The sequence below is a fragment of the Burkholderia sp. AU31652 genome (genome assembly GCF_002223155.1).
Taxonomy (GTDB): Bacteria; Pseudomonadota; Gammaproteobacteria; order Burkholderiales; family Burkholderiaceae; genus Burkholderia.
Genome location: NZ_NKFG01000005.1, coordinates 684,172 through 701,248, shown reverse-complemented (window position 1 = coordinate 701,248; position 17,077 = coordinate 684,172). Strand labels below are relative to the sequence as shown.

At 69.4% G+C, this 17,077-nt stretch carries 14 protein-coding genes; 6 read left to right on the top strand and 8 right to left on the bottom strand.

Annotation, left to right across the window (positions count from 1 at the left end; translation table 11 throughout):
- Window positions 1-22: 22 nt before the first annotated feature.
- The 5 genes from pnuC to CFB40_RS20695 form a co-directional block, all read right to left on the bottom strand.
- Complete coding sequence (gene pnuC, locus CFB40_RS20715; protein WP_089432247.1) at window positions 23-655, bottom strand: nicotinamide riboside transporter PnuC; 633 nt, start codon at window positions 653-655, stop codon at window positions 23-25.
- 59 nt (window positions 656-714) lie between these two features.
- A complete protein-coding gene (locus CFB40_RS20710; protein WP_089432246.1) occupies window positions 715-2,943 on the bottom strand; it encodes a TonB-dependent siderophore receptor in 2,229 nt (742 codons plus the stop codon).
- Between the two features lie 574 nt (window positions 2,944-3,517).
- The gene (locus CFB40_RS20705; protein ID WP_043178166.1) at window positions 3,518-3,721 is read right to left on the bottom strand and encodes a DUF2970 domain-containing protein; all 204 of its coding nucleotides are present in this window, start codon (window positions 3,719-3,721) and stop codon (window positions 3,518-3,520) included.
- A 123-nt stretch (window positions 3,722-3,844) separates the two neighbouring features.
- The gene (locus tag CFB40_RS20700) at window positions 3,845-6,004 is read right to left on the bottom strand and encodes a pyridoxamine 5'-phosphate oxidase family protein (protein ID WP_089432245.1); all 2,160 of its coding nucleotides are present in this window, start codon (window positions 6,002-6,004) and stop codon (window positions 3,845-3,847) included.
- Window positions 6,005-6,040: 36 nt separating this feature from the next.
- A complete protein-coding gene (locus CFB40_RS20695; RefSeq protein WP_089432244.1) occupies window positions 6,041-6,685 on the bottom strand; it encodes a glutathione S-transferase family protein in 645 nt (214 codons plus the stop codon).
- Between the two features lie 126 nt (window positions 6,686-6,811).
- On the opposite strand from CFB40_RS20695, the gene CFB40_RS20690 reads away from it, so the two are divergent.
- Window positions 6,812-7,753, top strand: a complete 942-nt coding sequence (locus CFB40_RS20690; RefSeq protein ID WP_089432243.1) for a LysR family transcriptional regulator — start codon at window positions 6,812-6,814, stop codon at window positions 7,751-7,753.
- Window positions 7,754-7,789: 36 nt separating this feature from the next.
- Here the strand turns inward: CFB40_RS20690 and CFB40_RS38740 are convergent, their stop codons facing one another.
- Window positions 7,790-7,930, bottom strand: coding sequence for a hypothetical protein (locus tag CFB40_RS38740; protein ID WP_174385943.1), 141 nt, complete (start codon window positions 7,928-7,930; stop codon window positions 7,790-7,792).
- Window positions 7,931-8,024: 94 nt separating this feature from the next.
- Entirely contained in the window at window positions 8,025-8,675 is a 651-nt protein-coding gene (locus tag CFB40_RS20685; protein WP_256976871.1) for a TetR/AcrR family transcriptional regulator, read from the bottom strand.
- A gap of 103 nt (window positions 8,676-8,778) precedes the next feature.
- On the opposite strand from CFB40_RS20685, the gene CFB40_RS20680 reads away from it, so the two are divergent.
- Genes CFB40_RS20680 through CFB40_RS20670 form a run of 3 tightly spaced genes read left to right on the top strand, consistent with a single transcriptional unit; the run spans window position 8,779 to window position 12,243 of the window.
- On the top strand, window positions 8,779-9,681 hold the full coding sequence (locus CFB40_RS20680; RefSeq protein ID WP_089432242.1) for an SDR family NAD(P)-dependent oxidoreductase: 903 nt from the start codon (window positions 8,779-8,781) through the stop codon (window positions 9,679-9,681).
- Window positions 9,678-11,252: a flavin-containing monooxygenase gene (locus tag CFB40_RS20675; RefSeq protein ID WP_089432241.1), complete on the top strand. Its 1,575-nt coding sequence runs from the start codon at window positions 9,678-9,680 to the stop codon at window positions 11,250-11,252. Before CFB40_RS20680 ends, CFB40_RS20675 begins: the two co-directional genes overlap by 4 nt.
- A gap of 7 nt (window positions 11,253-11,259) precedes the next feature.
- Window positions 11,260-12,243, top strand: coding sequence for an alpha/beta fold hydrolase (locus CFB40_RS20670; RefSeq protein ID WP_089432240.1), 984 nt, complete (start codon window positions 11,260-11,262; stop codon window positions 12,241-12,243).
- 57 nt (window positions 12,244-12,300) lie between these two features.
- On the opposite strand, the gene CFB40_RS20665 is transcribed toward CFB40_RS20670, so the two are convergent.
- Complete coding sequence (locus CFB40_RS20665; protein ID WP_089432239.1) at window positions 12,301-12,699, bottom strand: carboxymuconolactone decarboxylase family protein; 399 nt, start codon at window positions 12,697-12,699, stop codon at window positions 12,301-12,303.
- A gap of 359 nt (window positions 12,700-13,058) precedes the next feature.
- Between CFB40_RS20665 and CFB40_RS39500 the strand changes: the two genes are divergently transcribed.
- Window positions 13,059-15,353: a collagen-like triple helix repeat-containing protein gene (locus CFB40_RS39500; protein ID WP_089432238.1), complete on the top strand. Its 2,295-nt coding sequence runs from the start codon at window positions 13,059-13,061 to the stop codon at window positions 15,351-15,353.
- A 120-nt stretch (window positions 15,354-15,473) separates the two neighbouring features.
- Window positions 15,474-16,757 (top strand): isoprenylcysteine carboxylmethyltransferase family protein, encoded by a 1,284-nt coding sequence (locus tag CFB40_RS20655; protein WP_089432237.1) that lies wholly within the window; start codon window positions 15,474-15,476, stop codon window positions 16,755-16,757.
- The last annotated feature ends 320 nt before the right edge of the window (window positions 16,758-17,077 follow it).

The following is a 17,077-nucleotide window of genomic DNA, read 5'->3' as shown; positions in this document are numbered from 1 at the left end:
TTGATTCAGATCGGCACGTGGATCAGCGCGCGCCGCCGCCGGTTGCCAGCGCACCGCCGGCCGCCGCGCGCAGCGCCGCGGCCGTGCGGCTCCAGTCGCGCCAGCCGACGACGGCCAGCCCGATGAACAGCGCATAGAGTCCGGCCGTCAGATACAGTTCCTTGAACACGAACATCCCGACATACACGACGTTCACGAGGATCCACAGCCCCCACGACGCGATGTAGCGCCGCGCGGTCCAGTATTGCGCGACGAGGCTGAACGCGGTCAGCGATGCATCGACGAACGGCAGCGCCGCATCGGTCCAGCGCGCCATCATGCCGCCGAGCAGCGCGCTGCCGACGACGGCCGCGATCAGGTCGGGCAGCATCTGCAGCGGCCGCACGCCCGTGACGGGTGCGACATCGCCCGCCGGCGCCGCGCTGCCGTCGGCCTCGCTCGCACGCTGCGCGAGCCAGCGTTGCCAGCCGTACACCTGCAGCACCGCGAACGCGCCCTGCAGCAGCATGTCCGAATACAGCTTCGCGTCGAAGAAGATCCAGCCGTACAGCGCGACCGACACGAGCCCGACCGGCCAGCACAGCATGCGCCGCTTCGCGGTCAGCCAGATCGCGAGCGCGCTGACGATCACGCCGGCGATTTCGAGTGGGGACATCGTCTGTGCTCTCCAGGTTGGCTGCCGGGGCCGCGCATCACGCGGCCGGTTCCGGACGATCAGAAATCATAGGTCAACGACACGCGCGCGGTGCGCGGCGCACCCGGGAACAGGTACGCATCGCCTTGCTGCTCGCCCGCGTCGCGCCAGTAGAACTTGTTGAACAGATTGTCCACCGACACGCGCAGCACCGTGCGATGGCCGCCGATCTTCGTCGTATAGCGTGCGCCGAGATTGAACACGAACCACGACGGCACGCGCGCGGTGCCCTCCTCGTTCGCGTTGCGGGCCGCGCTGTACTCGACGCCGCCCAGCACGTTCAGCCCCGCGACGCCCGGCACCGCGTAATCCGCATACACCGTCGCGCGCAGCGCCGGCACGTTGATGATCTGGTGCCCTTCATACGCCGGCGACCCGGAATCGTACGCACGCGCACGAATCGCCGCGACGCTGGCCGTCAGCCCCAGGCGCTCGGTCACGCGCCCGGCCGCGCCGAGCTCGATCCCCTGGTGCCGCTGCGTGCCGCGCTGCACGAACGTGTAACGCGTGCCCGATGCGTCCGGGTCGGCAAACTGGAACGGCTTGCTGATCGAGAACACGGCGGCCGTGAGGCTCAGCCGGTCGAGCCAGTCGTATTTTGCACCGACCTCGAACTGGTGCGATTCGACCGGCGGCAGGAACGCATACGCGTTGGTCGCACGCACGGGCGCCTGGTCGCCGAGCGACAGCGCCTTGCTGTACGACGCGTACAGCGACAGCACGTTCACCGGCTTGTAGACGAGCGCCACCTGCGGCAGGAACACCGAGCGGTCGGTATGCGTCGCGTCGCCGTCGAGGCTGCTCCAGCTGCGCTGGCGCAGCAGCACTTCCTTGCCGCCCGCGAGCACCTGCCAGTGTTCGCCGATGCTGATGCGGTCGAGCCCGAACACGCCGTACTGCCACGCATCGAGGCGCGGATACGACGGGCCGGGCGAATTCGGCGACGGAGAAAACGTCGTGTCGGGCCCGTAGATGTTCTCGCTACCTCTGATGTCGTACACGGCGTCGGCCATGCTCACGACGCGGCGCTGCACGCTCACGCCGAGCGTCAGCTCGTGCCGCAGCGGGCCCGTCGCGAACTTGCCGGTCGTGACCGCACGCAGGTCGTCGTTGCGACGATATTCGCCGGGGCTGCGGAAGTCGTAGACGTCATAGTCGCCGTTCGCGCCGAAGAAGAACGGCGACGTCGCGCCGGCCGTGCAGCTCGCCGCGTACGAGCAGCCGTACGCGAACGCGCTGTTGTCGTCGATCATCGTGCGGCTGCGGCCGGCGGCGATGTAGGCCTTCCAGTCGTCGTTGAACTGGTAGTCGAAGCGCGCGTTCAGGTTCAGCGCGTCGGTCGTCAGCGGTTTCGCCCACGGCTGCGTGCCGAGCGCCTTCGACGTCGTCTTGACCGACGGCACGACGGTGCCGCCGAGCAGCTGATAGCCGGGTGCGGAACGCTGGATCCACTGCTGGAATTCGGCGTTGAGCTGCAGGCTCGCACGCGGGCTGATGTCCCAGTCGGCGGCGATCGAGCCGAAGGTGCGCCGTCCGTTCGTGCCGTCGATGGTCGAGTGCATGTTCTCCTTCGCGGCATTGATCCGGAAGCCGAACTGATTGTCGGGGCCGAAACGGCGGCCGAGATCGACGGCCGCCGACGTCGAGCCGCGGCTGTCGACGCCGCCAGTCACGCTCGCGACGTTCGCCGAGCGCTTCGTCACGAAGTTGATCACGCCGCCCGGCGCGACGACGCCGCTGTCGATGCCCGCGAGCCCCTTCAGGATCTCGACGCGCTCCTTGTTCTCGAGCGGCACGTTCTGCTCGCCGGACACCGTCAGCCCGTCGATCCGGATCGCGCTCGCGAGATCGACCGGGAAGCCGCGGATCGCAAACCCTTCGAAATAGCCGACCGGCGCATAGTCGTTGACGACCGATGCGTCGTTGCGCACGACGTCGCTCAACCGCTTCGCCTGCTGGTCGTCGAGCTGCGCGCGCGTGACGACGCTCACCGACGCCGGCGTGTCGCGCAGCGGCGTGTCGTCGAGCCCCGCGACCGATGCGTTGCGTACGCGCAGCGCGTTGCCGCGCTCGCCGCTCACCGTGATCGTCGGCAGCGTCGCGCTGCCGGCCGCCTCCGTGTCCGGCGCCGGCGTGTCGCCCTGCGCCGCGGCGGCCTGGGCCGCGAAAAGCGTGATGCCGAGACCGACGCCAAGCCCGACTTTCGCGCGCCGCCGTGCGCGCGACGCTGTTGTTCTATTCACCGTCATTGTTCTGGATGGAAAACTCGCCACTCGACCCTGTCGAAACCGTTTACGAAGCTGCGAAGCGTGCCCGTGCGCGACATTCATCAGACGAACCGGACGATGCGGCACGCAAGCGGGCCGCTCGATCAGGAAGACGCAGGATGGGACGTCGGATTCAGGTGATGCGCCGGGAACCGACGCGGCCGTCGACGGGTTCGTCGGGGGCGTGTCGGGCGGCCGGCGGCATCGCGCGGTCTTGTCATGCGGGGGACGCTTCGAACGCCTCGGTGCGGGCGCGACGCACTGGCGCGCACCGTTCGCTGGAACGGCGGCGTGCCCGTCGCGCGCGACATCGCGGCGCGGCGCGCATTTTACCCCGGGCGGGGCTGACCGACCTGGAATCGGGCGAAACGGGAAACGGGGAAGGCGGGAATGAGGACAGCGCGATTCGCGCGGCACGACGACGGTGCCGATGGGCGCGTGACTTGCGTCGTGCGCGCCCGCGTCAACGGCCGGCGCCGTTGCGCGCCGGACATACGGCCGGAAACCGAAGCGGGCACGTTCGCCCGCTCGCGATTCATCGGCAACGGCAGGTTGCTCAGAACCCCTGCATCGTCACGGTCGGATCGACGACCAGGTGCACGACGCCGTAGATGACCGCGCCGACGAGCACTGCGAGGATGATCGCCACGAACGGCAGCATCGTGAAGTTGGCGTTCGCGAGATCGGTCGCGTGCGCCTTGCTGTTGCGTACGCCGAAGAAACTCCACAGAACCAGTTTGATCATGCCGAGCAGTTTCATGATTGCGCTCCTTTCATCTATCGGTTGACGCTATCGTCGATCCAACCGGCATCCGAAAAAAGAAGCAGTTGCGCGCGCTTTTCGCGCAGCAGGCCATCTGCGGCCGCATGTCGCATGGGTGCGTCAGCGGTCGAGCACGAGCGGTTCCGTCCCCTTCGCGGGCCGCGCGACGCACAGCAGCGCGCAACCGGGTTCGACCGTGGCATCGGGCGCCTGCTCGTAGTCGACCGCGCCGGACAGCACGCGCGTCGCGCACGTGCCGCATGAGCCGGAGCGGCATTCGGACGGCACGTCCACGCGCTGCCCTTCCGCCAATTCGAGCAAGGTGCCGTCGGCGGGCGTCCACGCGGCTTCGCGACCGGTGCGTCGGAAGACGACCGGCACGCTCGCCGCCGCCGGCGCGGCAGTCGTGCGGGTCGCGCTGCGTGCCACGCTCGACGGCCCGAATGCCTCGAAACGGATGCGTTCGTCCGGCACGTTCAGTGCGCGCAATCCGTCGTACAAGTCGCGCATGAATGCCGACGGCCCGCAGAGGTAGAAATCGTAATCGTCGAACGAAAGGATCCGCTTCAGCTGTGCGATGTCGATGCGGCCGGCATGTGCCGCCGCGCCTTCGTGAGGATGACTGTCGAACCAGTGGAGCGACAAGCGCGCGTCGGTGGCGGCGACACGTGCCAGTTCCTCGGCGAACGGTCGATCAACCGCTTCACGCGCACCGTGTACGAACACCATGCGGCGCGACGGTTGAGCGTCGGCCAGCGCGCGGCGCAGCATCGCGATCATCGGCGTGATGCCGATGCCGGCCGACACGAGCACGGCCGGGCGCGGGCTGGCGAGATCGAACGAGAAGCGGCCGCGCGGCATCTGCGCGTCGAGCGTCATGCCCGCGTGCGCGTGATCGTGCAGCCACGCCGAGACGCGCCCTTCGCGCTTCACGGTGATCCGGTAATGCGCGCCGCCCGGTGCATCGGAAAGCGTGTAGCTGCGAATCGCCGGCGAATCGTTGCCCGGCAGCGCGATGCGCAGCGTCAGGTGCTGCCCGGCTTCGTAGGCGGGCAACGGGCCGCCGTCCACCGGTTCGAAATGGAACGAGCGGATCGCGCGCGCTTCGTCGACGACCTTCGCGATGCGCAGCGGCCGCCATGCGGGTGCGGGTGCGGGTGCGGGTGCGGGTGCGGGTGCGGGTGCGGGTGCCGATGCCGATGCCGCTGCCGCTGCCGCTGCCGCTGTTAATGTTGATTCAGGAGCGGAAGCGGACGGCACCGCCGCCCCAGTAGCTGCGCCCACGCCCGAAACCATCCCCGCCGCCATCGCCGCGAACTGCGGCGCACGCTCGACCGCCGACCACCGGAACGGCAGCACCGCGCGCACGCGCCGCACTTCCCGCACATGGAACCGCACGACCCGCTGCGCACCGTCGAACGACGCGACGAGCGGCCCGTCCCACACGATCTCGGCGCGCGCGGCCACGTACAGCAAGTCGCCGCTATCGAAATCGACGAACAGCAGCCCCGCACGCGGATCGTGCTGCAGGTTCCCGAGTGTATTGAAGAAGCGGTTGCCGCTGAAATCCGGCGTCGTCAGCGTGCGCGCATCGTCGACGCGCACGAAACCCGGCATCCCGCCGCGATGCGACACGTCCGCGCCGCGCGCGGCGCCCGCGTCCGTCGACGTGTTCGCGCTCGCGACGAAGAACGTGTCGGCCTGCGCGAGCAGCGCGCGATCGGCGTCGCTCAACGCGTCCGACACGTCGGGCCGCGCGGAGGCATCGACTTCCCGTGCGACGAACGTCGGCTTGCGCCCCTGGATGTACTTCGCGCAGTTGCCGAAGCTCTGCTCGACCGCGATCGTCAGCGCATCGCCGTCGACCGCGCGCACGACGCCGTTGACGCGATTGCGCCGTCGCGTATCGAATTCGATCCCGAGCCCGCCGAGCGGCGCGCCCGGCTGCCACGCGCCGGTCAGCGGATCACCCGGCAGCGCGCGCGCCGCGATGCGCAGCGTGCGCGCATCGGGCGACGTCACGAACCCCGGCGCGCCGGCCCGCAGCGTCGCCCACGGCTGGCCGTGCGCATCAACGCCACCGAGCACGAAGAACGGCAGTTGCGCGAAAAACGTCCGGTGCTGGTCCGGCATGAAGCGCCGGATCCCGCGCCGGCCGGCCGAACCCGCGGCCTCCGTCACGCCCGCGCGCTGCTGCACGGCGAGCTCGCCCGCATGAAACGGCGCGGTGTCGAGTTCCCAGCCCGGTACGACGGCGGTCGGAACAGTCGGGGCATTCATCGCGTTCTCCCTGAACAGGCTCGGCTTCGGTGGGTGTTACGCGGCGAGCAGGCCCACGCGCGTCGTCGGCATCGCGACGAAGCCCGGCAGCGCCTCGATGCGCGCCAGCCACGCACGCACGTGCGGATACGGTTCGAGCGACACGCCGCCCTCCGGCGCGTGCGCAATGTACGAATACGCGGCGACATCGGCGATCGTCGGCTGCGCGCCGGCGGCAAACGGCTTGCCGGCCAGCTCGCCGTCGATCACGTCGAGCACTTTGGCGGCCGTGCGCTTGGCGGCCTCCTGGTCGAGCTGCGCGCCGAACACGGTCACGAGCCGCGCGGCGGCCGGCCCCGATGCGATCGGCCCCGCCGCATACGACAGCCAGCGCTGCACGACCGCCGCGCCGGCCGGATCGTCGGGCAGCCAGTGCGCGTCGCCGTAGCGCTTCGCGAGGTAGACGAGGATCGCGTTCGAGTCGGCGATCACCGTGCCGCCATCGTCGATCACGGGCACCTGCCCGAGCGGATTGAGCGCGAGAAACGCCGGTTCGCGCTGCGCGCCGGCGGCCAGATCGACGTCGACGGTCTCGGACGGCAGGCCGAGCAGCGACAGGAACAACCGGACGCGATGAGCGTGCCCGGACAGCAGGAACGAATACACACGGATCGGGGAAGCAGGCTTGTTGGCGGCAGACATGGAAACGCTCCGGACTCTCGCGCCGCCGGGGATCGGCGACGCACAACCGCAGCGTAGCGCTCGCCGTTCGTCACCAGAAGACGGATAATCGCGGAAACATCATCCTGTTCCATAGGACAATCGACGATGGCCGATCTACGCGACGTGAACCTGAACCGGCTGGCGATCTTCGTCGCGGTGGTCGACGCCGGCTCGCTGACAGCCGCCGCCGAGCGGCTCGGCCTGGCGAAGACGGTCGTCAGCACGCACATGCAGCGCCTCGAATCCGAGGTCGGCGCGAACCTGCTCGTGCGCACCACCCGGCGGCTGAGCGTGACCGACGCGGGGCGGGCGTTCTACGACGCGTGCCGCGACATCGTGCGCGCCGCCGAAAGCGCGCTCGATGCGGTGTCGTCCGACGCGGGGCCGCTGCGCGGCACGCTGCGCGTGAGCGTGCCGATCGACTACGGTGCGCTGGTCGTCGCGCCTGCCGTCGTCGCGTTGCGCGACCGGCATCCGGGGCTCGACGTCGAACTCGTCGCGAACGACCGCGTGGTCGATCTCGTCGCGGACAACCTCGACGTCGCGATCCGCATCGGCCGTCTCGCCGATTCGAACTATCGGGCGGTGCAGCTCGGCACGTACGAGAAATGGCTGGTCGCGAGCCCCGCGTTCGTTGCGCGCCATGGGCGGCCGCAAGAGCCGGATGCGCTCGCCGCGCTGCCGTTCGTGATGCTGTCGTCGCTGCCGCACGCGCATACGGTCAAACTGGAAGACGCGAACGGCAACACCGCTTCCGTGCGCTGCGTCGCGCAGGTCGTGTCGAACACCGCCACCGCGTGCCGCGCGATCGTGCTCGCGGGCGGCGGCTTCGGGCTGCTGACGGATTTCTCGACCGCCGACGACGTCGCGGCGGGCCGGCTCGTGCGGCTGCTGCCTGCGTGGCGCTCGGCGCCGGCCGGGATTCACGCGGTGTATCCGTCGACGCGGCTGCCTTCGCCGAAAGTGCGGGCGTTTGTCGACGCGATGAAGGCGAGGATCGGGGAGACGGTGGGGGGCGTAGCCGCGAAGCGACCCCGCACGCGTTAGCGTGTCAGTCGAACCGGAAGACGTTACGTTCGGGACTCATTCGTCGCAGCACTCGATATCCGCAAACACGGACTCGACAGGACGAAAATGGCCCTGTTCGATTTCGCGCTCACCTAGAGACAACAGCGTCAGCAACACCAGCGTTGCTTGAGACGCTCCCGACGATTCGATATCCACGACATACCTCTCATTGTTTGCAACCGGCCAAGATCTGGTTGGCCGCCCATATCAACGCGTGATTGATGGCGAACCGTCAAATCACGCATTACCGCTACCCCACCTCCCGCAGCGTCCCCAGCAGCACCTTCCTGCAACTCGCGACCATCTGCGCCTCCGGATCGCGATAGTCGGTGAGCAGCCACGCCGCGCCGACGTTCGTCATCGCGCCGACGAGCGCGAGCCCGATCAGCCGCTGCTCGGTGCGCTCCGCCGGTGTTGCCGCTTCGCGCGGCGCGCCGATCGCCATGATGAGCTTGCCGAAGTCGATCAGCATGCGCTGGTAGGTCATGTCGGTGTCCGCGCTCACGCCCATCACCTCGAGCAGCAGCACGCGCGCCGCGCACGGGTCGCGCAGGAACGCGAAGAATGCGGCGAGCCCCGCGTCGACGCTCTCGTGCAGATCGCCGCCGCGCTCGGCCACCGCCCGCCCAACCGCCTCATGCAGCTGCTGCGCATGATGCAGGTAGGTGCAGCGCAGCAAATCGTCGGTGCTGTCGAACGCCGCATAAAAATAACGATCGTTCAGCTTCGCTTCCTGGCAGATCGACCGCACGGTCGCCTTGCGGAACCCGACCGTGCCGAACACGCGCGTCGCCGCGCGGATCAGCGCGTCGCGCCGCTCCGCGGCCCGCACCTCGGGCGCCACGCCGCCATACGACCGGCCCCTTTTTTCCGTTTTTTCCGTTTCGAGTGCTTTCTCCATTCCGCTATTTGACATCAGGACACCCGAAAACTAAAGTGGTGACGAACAACACCACAATAGATGCGCCGCCGGTACAGCGCAAGCGGAACGGGAGGAACGACGGATGAAGGGGTTTTCCGGCAAGGTCGCCGCGATCACGGGCGCCGGTTCGGGCATGGGCCGCAGCCTCGCGGTCGAGCTCGCGCGGCGCGGCTGCGAGGTCGCACTCGCCGACGTCAACGACGTCGGGCTCGCCGGCACGGCGGCCGCCTGCGCGCAGCACGGCGTGCGCGTGAGCACGCGGCGGCTCGACGTCGCCGACCGCGACGCGGTGTTCGCGTGGGCCGATTTCGTGCGCGCCGAGCACGGCAAGGTCAACCTGGTCTTCAACAACGCGGGCGTGTCGCTGGCCGCCAGCGCCGAGACCGCGCGCATCGCCGATCTCGAATGGATCGTCGGCATCAACTTCTGGGGCGTCGTGCACGGCACGCAGGCGTTCCTGCCGCATCTGCGCGCGTCGGGCGACGGGCACGTCGTCAACACGTCGAGCCTGTTCGGCCTCGTCGCGATGCCCACCCAAAGCGCGTACAACGCGACCAAGTTCGCGGTGCGCGGCTTCACCGAGGCGCTGCGGATGGAGCTCGAACTCGACGGCGCACCGGTGAGCGCGACCTGCGTGCATCCGGGCGGCGTCGCGACGAACATCGTCGACGCAAGCCGCGTCGATACCAGCATCCATGCGCTCACGGGCCAGGACGAAGCGACCCATCGCCGCCAGGCCAACCGCCTGATCAACGCGACGACGGCCGACGACGCCGCGCGGCAGATCCTCGCGGGGGTCGAGCGCAATGCGCGCCGCGTGCTCGTCGGCGCCGACGCGCGCCGGCTCGACCGGATCGCCCGCGTGCTCGGCGCCGGCTACCAGTGGCTGATGCTGCGCCACGTGCGCCGCGCCCGCGCCCGCAACCTCGAACGCGCGCACGCCCCGGCCGCGCGCCCGACCACGCCGACCAAGGACCCTGCATGACCTCGACGACGACCGACCGGCGCGACGCGCCGCCCGCCCCCGACGCCCGCGGCGACAGTAGCGACCTCGACGTGCTGATCGTCGGCGCCGGCCTGTCCGGCATCGGCGCGGCCTATCACCTGAAGCAGCGCTGCCCGTATGCGAGCGTCGCGATCGTCGAGGCGCGCGACGCGATCGGCGGCACCTGGGACCTGTTCCGCTATCCAGGCGTCCGTTCGGATTCCGACATGTTCACGCTCGGCTACAGCTTCCGGCCGTGGCACAGCGACAAGGCGATCTCGGACGGCCAGACGATCCTCGACTACATCCGCGACACCGCGCACGCATACGGCATCGACAAGACGATCCGCTACGGCCAGAAGGTGATTGCAGCCGACTGGGACTCGAACCGCGCGCGCTGGACGGTGCGCATCGAGCGCACGCGGGACGGTGCGACCGACACGCTCGTCTACACCTGCCGCTTCCTGTTCATGTGCAGCGGCTATTACGACTACGACGCCGGCTACCTGCCCGACTGGGCCGGGATGGACACGTTCGAAGGCAAGCTCGTGCATCCGCAGCACTGGCCGAAGGACCTGTCGTACGCGAACCGGCGCGTGGTCGTGATCGGCAGCGGCGCGACGGCCGTCACGCTCGTGCCGTCGATGGCGGCCGATGCGCAGCACGTGACAATGCTGCAGCGCTCGCCGACCTACATCGTGTCGCTGCCCGCGCGCGACAAGATCGCGAACGCGCTGCGCCGCGTGCTGCCGTCGCGGCTCGCGCACCGGCTCGTGCGCGTGAAGAACGTGCTGCTGACGATGTACCTGTACAACGTGTCGCGCCGCAAGCCCGACCGGACGAAGCAGTTCATCATCCGCGCGGCCAGCAAGCAGGTCGGCCCCGGCTTCGACGTCGCGAAGCACCTGACGCCGCGCTACATGCCGTGGGACCAGCGCGTGTGCCTGGTGCCGAACGGCGACCTGTTCAAGGCGATCCGCGCGGGCCGCGCGTCGATCGTCACCGACGAGATCGAGCGCTTCACGCCGACCGGCCTCAAGCTGAAGAGCGGCCAGCAGCTCGACGCGGACGTGATCGTCACCGCGACCGGGCTGAAGGTGAAGATGCTCGGCGGCGCGCGCGTCACCGTCGACGGCCGCACGGTCAACCTGCCGGATACCGTGTCGTACAAGGGGATGATGTACAGCGACGTGCCGAACCTCGCGTCGTCGTTCGGCTACACGAATGCGTCGTGGACGCTGAAGGCCGAGCTGATCGCGCGCTACGTGTGCCGGCTGCTCAACCACATGCGCGCGAACGGCTACGACACGTGCGTGCCGCGGCTCGGCGCCGGCGATCCCGGCAACGTGCCGGCCGTCAACCTGAGCTCGGGCTACATCCAGCGCGCGGCCGGCATCCTGCCGAAGCAGGGACACAGCAAGCCGTGGAAATTCCACCAGAACTACGTGCTCGATCTCGCATCGCTGAAGTTCAGCGGACTCGCCGATTCGGCGATGCAGTTCGAGCGCCGCGCAAAAGCCGGCCCGGCCGCCACGGCGCCGGTGGCCGAACCCGCACTCGAAACCCGCTGAGGCCGACATGACCCCTACGCTCCATCTGATCCAGAACGTGCTGCTCGGCGTCGTCGCGGTGCTTGCCGCGCTCGCGCTGTTTACCGGTTACGTGGCCCGCCGCGTGACGCGCGCGTTTCCGCCCGAAGGCCGCTTCGTCGACATCGGCGGCGACCGCATCCATTACGTCGAATACGGCAACGGCCCGCCGATCGTGTTCGTCCACGGGCTCGCGGGGCAGCTGCGCAATTTCGCGTACCTGCCGCTCGCGCGGCTCGCGCAGCAGCATCGCGTGATCCTGATCGACCGGCCGGGCGCCGGCCGCTCGCTCCGCGGCGCAGGTTCGCAGGCGAACGTGTTCGCGCAGGCCCGCACGGTCGCCGCGTTCATCGACGCGCTGAAGCTCGACAAGCCGGTGCTGGTCGGCCACTCGCTCGGCGGCGCGATCGCGCTCGCGGTCGGGCTCAATCATGCGGACCGCGTGAGCCGCCTCGCGCTGATCGCGCCGCTGTCGCACGAGCAGAGCGAGCCGCCGGCGCCGTTCAAGCCGCTGATGCTGCCGTCGCCGCTGGTGCGCCGCTTCGTGTCGTGGACCTTCGCGATTCCGCTGACGATCCTGACCGGCCGCCAGGCCGTGCGCCAGGTGTTCGCGCCGGAAGACGTGCCGCGCGACTTCCCGGTCAAGGGTGGCGGGCTGCTCGGGATGCGCCCGCACGTGTTTTACGCGACGGCGACCGACCTGCTGTCGGCGCCGGTCGACCTGCCCGCGATGGAACGCCGCTACCCGGATCTCGCGCTGCCGGTCGACGTGCTGTACGGCCGTGCCGATCCGATCCTGAACTGGCGCGAGCACGGCGAAGCGCTCGCGAAGAAATCGGCGCGCGTGCGGCTGAAAGTCGTCGAGGGCGGGCACATGCTGCCGGTCACGATTCCGGAAGCCACCGCCGACTGGCTGCTCGAAGTCGCCGCCGCGCCGGCCGAGGTGGCCGCACCGTCGGCACGCATCGCGTAAGCCGGGACCGCGTAACAGCGCCTGATTCCGTGCCGTGCCGCCGGCGCCGGCGCGGCATCAGGTTTCGTCGTCGGGCACCGACAGCCCGAGATCCGATATCACCTCCCGCGCGCTGCGGAATGCCTCGACCGCGGCCGGCGCGCCCGCGTACAGCGCGCTGTGCAGCAACACCTCGCGAATCTCGACGAGGCTCGCGCCGTTGTTGAGCGCGCCGCGAATGTGACCCTTCAGTTCCGTGCTGCGGCCAAGCGCCGCCAGCATCGCGCATGTGCACAGGCTGCGCGTCTTCAGGTCGATCCCGCCCCGCTGCCACGTGCTGCCCCACGCGTGCTCGTTCAGCCAGTTCTGCAGCGGCCGCGAAAAACCGTCGAGGTCGCGCATCGCACGCTCGACGAACGCCTCGCCCATCACGTCGATGCGTCGCGCCTTGCCGGATTCCCTGTCCTGTTCGCTCATGTCCGTGTCCTGTGTGGAGTCGTGGTCGTTGCGGCGTCGCCGACAGCCGGGGATGTCGCGCCATGTTCATCGGGCCGGCGCGTTTCGTCAAAGATGCGGCCCTCGGTTCGAGGCCGCCCGCGTCACGCGATGTCGAACGCTACGTAACATCGCGCCGCGCGTTACGGCGGCTTTCGGGAACATCGCAACCGCCGCGCCGGTGCACCCTGCGTGCCCGTCGCGCGAAACCGCCGGAACGCCGTTTAAATCGCACGTATATTCCCGAATCCTGCAATAAAGCGCGACACCGTTTCGGGAATACTGCCGTGGCGCGGAATTTGCAGAGGAGGCTTGGACACACTTCCAATGTCGAGGCCAACATGCACAAACTCTTCAAGAAGACGACGGTAACGATGGCCGTCTCGTCGCTGCTCGCACTCTACGGTTGCGGCTCGGTCGATGGACCGACGACCCCGCCGACGATCAAGCCGAGCACGTCAGGGACCGGCGGCAGCTCGGGGACTTCGGGGACGTCGGGTGGTGGGACGTCGGGTACTTCGGGTGGCGGGACGTCGGGTAGTTCAGGTACTTCGGGGACTTCCGGTACGTCGGGTACTTCCGGCACCTCGGGCACTTCCGGTACGTCGGGCACCTCCGGTACGTCGGGCACTTCTGGTACGTCTGGCACTTCCGGCACGTCGGGCACTTCCGGCACATCGGGTACTTCCGGCACGTCGGGCACTTCCGGCACTTCCGGCACGTCGGGTACTTCCGGTACGTCGGGTACCTCCGGCACGTCGGGTACTTCCGGCACGTCGGGTACTTCCGGTACGTCGGGTACCTCCGGTACGTCGGGTACCTCCGGCACGTCGGGTACTTCCGGCACGTCGGGCACTTCCGGTACGTCGGGCACTTCCGGTACGTCGGGCACTTCCGGTACGTCGGGTACTTCCGGCACGTCGGGCACCTCCGGCACGTCGGGCACTTCTGGTACGTCGGGTACGTCCGGCACCTCTGGTACGTCGGGCACCTCCGGCACGTCGGGCACTTCTGGTACGTCGGGTACGTCGGGCACCTCTGGTACGTCGGGCACCTCCGGCACGTCGGGCACTTCCGGTACTTCGGGCACTTCCGGTACTTCGGGCACCTCCGGTACGTCCGGCACCTCCGGTACGTCCGGCACCTCCGGCACGTCGGGCACCTCCGGTACTTCGGGCACCTCCGGCACGTCGGGCACGTCGGGCACGTCGGGCACCTCCGGTACGTCGGGCACGTCGGGCACGTCGGGCACTTCCGGTACGTCGGGCACCTCCGGCACCGGCGTCACCCCCCTCGGCAATGTCCTCCAGAAATCCGGCAACCTCGTGACGGCACTCGGCACGACGGTCGCAACCGGCGGCGCGCAGATCGGCGGCGTGCAGATCCCCGGCACGAACCCGACGACGGCCACCAGCGTCGGCAACGCGGTCACGAGCCTCGGCAACGGCGTGCAGGCGCTCGGCAACGGCGTCGCGGCCGGCCTCGGCTCGATCGGCGTGTCGGCCAACCCGCTCGGACCGACGCTGACGTCGACCACCGGCCTGCTGACCGGCACCGGCGGCGCGGTCAACAACCTCGGCAACGCGGTGAAGAGCCTCGGCTCCGGCCCGCTGTCGCCGCTGTCGCCGGTCACGACGCTCGTCGGCGATCTCGTCAACACCGTCGGCGGCGCCGTCAACTCGACCGCATCGGGCCTCAACACGGCGCTGAACAGCTCGCCGGTCCAGCAGCTCGAGACGCAGGTCGGCAAGGTGATCAACCCGATCACGAACACGCTGACCGGCGGGGTCACGACGCCGGGCGCCACGCAGACGCTCGGCGGCGTCACGCTGCTTGGCACGCCGCTCAACGGCCTGCTGAGCGCGCTCGGCAACGGCCTCGCCGGCGCCGGCACGAAGGTGGGCGGCGCAACCGACAACCCGGTGGGCGGCGCGCTCGGCGGTGTCGTGGCGCAGCTCGGCAACACGGTGACGTCCACCGGCGGCCTCGTCCACGACAACAACGCGGGCAGCTCCAGCAGCGGCACCGGCGGCAGCAACCCGCTCGCCCCGATCACGGGCCTGCTCGGCACGCTGACGGGCGGTCTGGGCGGCGGCAGCTCGAGCGGTTCGGGCGGCACCAGCGGCACCAGCGGCGGCGGCCCGCTCGGACCGGTCACGGGCCTGCTCGGCTCGCTGACGGGTGCGCTCGGCGGCCTCGGTTCGGGCGGCACGAGCGGTACCGGCGGAACGAGTGGCACGGGCGGCACCAGCGGCACCGGTGGCGCGGGGATCGGCGGCCTGCTCGCGCCGGTCACCAACCTCGTCAACTCGCTGACGCCGCTCGGCGCCAGCCTCACCGGCACGGTCACGACGCCGGGCGGCAACGTGACGGGCACGCTCGGCGGCCTGCTGTCGAGCGGCCCGGTCGGCACGGTGACGGGTGCGCTGACGACGCCGGCAGGCGCCGCGGGCGCCACCGGCACAGCCAGCCCCGGCGGTGCGGCCGGCTCGGTCACGACGCCGGCGGGTGGCGGCTCCGTGGTGGGCGGCCTGACCGGCGGCTCGACTGGGGGTGCCGCGGGCGGCGCCGGCAACCTGCTGTCGCCGGTGACGAACCTCCTGGGCGGTCTGCTGGGCGGCGGCAACAAGAAGTAACGCTTTACCTATCAGAACCACAGGCCAATGGCCGGGCGCGCATCCATACAAAGCCCGGCCGACGGCCGGCGTCACCCGCCAAGCGGGGGCGCCGGCCCTCATCCGTACGAGGATCCGATCATGAATTCCACGCTTGACGGCATCGCCGCGGTCCAGGACCGCCCACCCCGTTCCGCCACGCCGCTGCGCGCCGGCCTGCTCGGCATCGCCGCCGGCCTCTTCGCGCTGTGGATCACGCGCGACCAGCCGGCCCTCGACGCAGCCACGCGCGCGGTCATCGCCAGCCTCGCGATCATCGGCACGATCGCGCTGCACGAAATCTTCATCTCGCGCGTCTACCTGCGCCCGAGCGCGGGCCTGTCGCGGCAGGCCGTCCGGCCGCTCGGCATCGCGCGCGTCGCGACGCGGCTCGGCGCGCTGACGTCGATCTATGCCGGCATCGGCGTGATCTACTGGCTGCTGCCCGAATACCACGGCCGGTTCTACCTGCCGTTCTGGTCGCTGCTGCGCTCGCTCGCGCCGTACGTGATCGTCGCCGCGCCGTTCTACTTCGCGTGGATGGACCGCCACCAGCGCGAGACCGACGACGCGTACCTGCTGTGGGGCCGCTTCCTGTTCCGCCGCGAGCAGCCCGCGAGCTGGAAGCCGGTGCGCGAGATGCTGGCCGGCTGGGGCGTGAAGGCGTTCTTCCTGCCGCTGATGACCGTCTACCTGTCGAAGGACGCCGATCACCTGACCGCGTCGCTCGCGAACGCGATGCACGCGCCGATGACGATCGCGACCTTCGTGTTCATGTACGACCTGTCGTTCACGATGGACCTGATGTTCGGCACCGTCGGCTATCTGTGCACGTTCCGCATCCTCGACAGCCACGTGCGCACCGTCGAGCCGACGACGCTCGGCTGGGTGGCCGCGCTGATGTGCTACCAGCCGTTCTGGTCGCTGTTCTCGAACAACTACATCCGCTACGAAGGCTCGATGTTCTGGGACAACTGGCTGATGTCGGCCCCGACGCTGCGCGTGATCTGGGGCGCGGCGATCATCCTGCTGCTGTTGACCTACGCGCTGTGCACGATCTCGTTCGGGCTGCGGTTCTCGAACTTGACGAACCGCGGGATCATCACGTCGGGCCCGTACCGCTTCACGAAGCATCCGGCGTACATCACGAAGAACCTGTCGTACTGGATGGTGTCGGTACCGTTCGTCGAGCCGCTCGGCTGGCAGGTCGGGCTCATGCACTGCGCGGGGCTCGTCGCGGTCAACCTGATCTACTACACGCGGGCAAAGACGGAAGAGCGCCACCTGATGCGCGACCCCGACTATCGTGCGTATGCCGAATGGATCGAGCAGCACGGGCTGTTCGCGCGGATCAGGCAGGCATTCGGGCAGCGCGCGCCGGCTTGACGCGGTGGCAAAGGGCGGGCCGGCTGCCGCAGGTCGTAGCACACCCTCATGCGGCCAATTGTCGCGAAACGACGCGATTCTCCGCCTTTCGTCGCTTTTCACCCCCAGTCCGATTGCCCACCCGGATCACGTCGCGTATGGTGCTGCCCGTCCGCGTGCGATACGGCGCCCGTCCTGCCCGCTTGTCGCCCGGATCTTCGACCGTCGTCCCGCACGACGGCCGCGTGGGCCGTGCCCGCCGCTCACCGTCTCCGCGATGCCGCCCTCCGGCGCCGCGCATTCTTGAGGAGAGAGACGTGATCCACAAAGTCCTGATCCTG

Bases quoted from the DNA above. Each gene is read 5' to 3' on its own strand.
- pnuC (WP_089432247.1), bottom strand. From the start codon at position 655: ATGTCCCCACTCGAAATCGCCGGCGTGATCGTCAGCGCGCTCGCGATC.
- CFB40_RS20710 (WP_089432246.1), bottom strand. From the start codon at position 2,943: ATGACGGTGAATAGAACAACAGCGTCGCGCGCACGGCGGCGCGCGAAA.
- CFB40_RS20705 (WP_043178166.1), bottom strand. From the start codon at position 3,721: ATGAAACTGCTCGGCATGATCAAACTGGTTCTGTGGAGTTTCTTCGGC.
- CFB40_RS20700 (WP_089432245.1), bottom strand. From the start codon at position 6,004: ATGAATGCCCCGACTGTTCCGACCGCCGTCGTACCGGGCTGGGAACTC.
- CFB40_RS20695 (WP_089432244.1), bottom strand. From the start codon at position 6,685: ATGTCTGCCGCCAACAAGCCTGCTTCCCCGATCCGTGTGTATTCGTTC.
- CFB40_RS20690 (WP_089432243.1), top strand. From the start codon at position 6,812: ATGGCCGATCTACGCGACGTGAACCTGAACCGGCTGGCGATCTTCGTC.
- CFB40_RS20685 (WP_256976871.1), bottom strand. From the start codon at position 8,675: ATGGAGAAAGCACTCGAAACGGAAAAAACGGAAAAAAGGGGCCGGTCG.
- CFB40_RS20680 (WP_089432242.1), top strand. From the start codon at position 8,779: ATGAAGGGGTTTTCCGGCAAGGTCGCCGCGATCACGGGCGCCGGTTCG.
- CFB40_RS20675 (WP_089432241.1), top strand. From the start codon at position 9,678: ATGACCTCGACGACGACCGACCGGCGCGACGCGCCGCCCGCCCCCGAC.
- CFB40_RS20670 (WP_089432240.1), top strand. From the start codon at position 11,260: ATGACCCCTACGCTCCATCTGATCCAGAACGTGCTGCTCGGCGTCGTC.
- CFB40_RS20665 (WP_089432239.1), bottom strand. From the start codon at position 12,699: ATGAGCGAACAGGACAGGGAATCCGGCAAGGCGCGACGCATCGACGTG.
- CFB40_RS39500 (WP_089432238.1), top strand. From the start codon at position 13,059: ATGCACAAACTCTTCAAGAAGACGACGGTAACGATGGCCGTCTCGTCG.
- CFB40_RS20655 (WP_089432237.1), top strand. From the start codon at position 15,474: ATGAATTCCACGCTTGACGGCATCGCCGCGGTCCAGGACCGCCCACCC.